This window comes from Pseudooceanicola lipolyticus (assembly GCF_002786325.1).
In the GTDB taxonomy this organism is placed as follows: Bacteria; Pseudomonadota; Alphaproteobacteria; order Rhodobacterales; family Rhodobacteraceae; genus Pseudooceanicola_C; species Pseudooceanicola_C lipolyticus.
Genome location: NZ_PGTB01000335.1, coordinates 1 through 1505, shown reverse-complemented (window position 1 = coordinate 1505; position 1505 = coordinate 1). Strand labels below are relative to the sequence as shown.

1 protein-coding gene is annotated in these 1505 nt (G+C 71.5%); it reads left to right on the top strand.

Translation table 11 applies throughout. From position 1 onward, the window contains the following. The coding region (locus CVM52_RS25675; protein ID WP_133120009.1) for a tetratricopeptide repeat protein at nucleotides 1-1505 on the top strand (1505 nt) is incomplete at both ends.

Below are 1505 nucleotides of genomic sequence, written 5' to 3'. Positions count from 1 at the left end.
TGCGCCGGCAACCGGGCGCGGTTCCTGTTGGACACGGGGCGGCCGGAACCGGCCCGCGCCTGGATCGCGCGGGCGCAGGCGGTGCTCGACGGCCCTTCCGGCGCAAACGAAGATGCGTGGCACCGGGCACTCACCCGCGCCCGGCTGGCCGACCTTGGGATCGCCATCGCCTATGAAACCGGCGCCGAGATCGACCTTGCGCCGCTGCTGGCCGAAATCGACGCGCTGCGCCGCATCGCGCCGGAAGCCAGCCCGGATTATACCATGGTCCTGGCCAATGCCGCCGATTCCGCGCTGGCCAGCGGCGATCCCGCCACCGCCCGCGCGCTGCTGACCGAGGCGGTGGCCCATAACCAGACCGCCCTGCCCGAGATCGCGCCGCAGGCGCTCGACACGCAGGTGCTGCTGGCGCAGCTGGAGCTGGTCTCGGGCAACCGCGCGGCGGCCCGGCGCATCTATCGCCGGGTGACCGAAGCGCGCAAGGCGCCGCTGTACCAAACCACCCTGCCGCAGGCGGCCTCGGAGTTCGAACAATTCGCCTGGCTGCTGATCGACCGGCCCGATCCGTCGCCGCGCGCGGTGGCCGAAGCCTTCGAGGCGCTGCAATGGACCCAGATCACCCAATCGGCCGAGGCGATGGCGGTGCTGGAAACCCGCCTGTCGGTGGAGGACCCATCGCGCGGCGCCCTGCTGCGCCAGCGGCAGGACCTGACCGAAGCCTATGCCGGGCTGAGCGCGCGGCTGACCGACAGCTTCGGCAGCGGCACCCGGCACGCTGCTGCGGCGCAGATCACCACGGATCTGGACGCGATCGAGGCCCAGCTGGCCCGCGTCGACACCACGCTGGACGCGCTGGGGCTGGGCACCATCGGCATCGGCCGGGTCAAGCCGCTGCCGCTGGCCGAGGTGCAGGCGCTGCTGCGCCCCGGCGAGATGCTGATCACCTTCCTGCTGCCCAGCCTGAATCCCGACTACATTCCGGGGCTGGACGGGGCCGCCAACCATGTGATCGGCGTCACCAAGCAGGGGGTGCATATCGCCCGCATGGGCGAGGTCAGCCGCCGGGTGCTGAACGAACGCATCCAGGCCTTTCGCTGTGACATGGCGGTCAGCGATCCGGGCTGCGACACCGGCGGCGCGCAGGGGCTGCGCGGCGCGATGTCGGCCGGCGGGCCGCAAAACCGCAAAGGTAGAGACTATTTTGATCTCGTCCGGGCCCATGCGCTCTATGCCGATCTGTTCGGCGACCTGGCCGGGCTGTTGCCGGTCTATCCGCAACTGATCATCGCCCCGCCGCCCGACCTGCTGCGGCTGCCATTCCAGGCGCTGGTCACTTCGGAGACCCTGCCCGACAGCCTGGCCGAGGCCGACTGGCTGATCCGGCGCCACGCCATCGCCGTGCTGCCCTCGATTGCCAGCCTGCGCACCCTGCGCGCGCAGTCCGACGGGGCGCGCCGGCTGGACCGGATGCTGGGCGTCGGCGATCCGGTGATCGGCGCGGCATC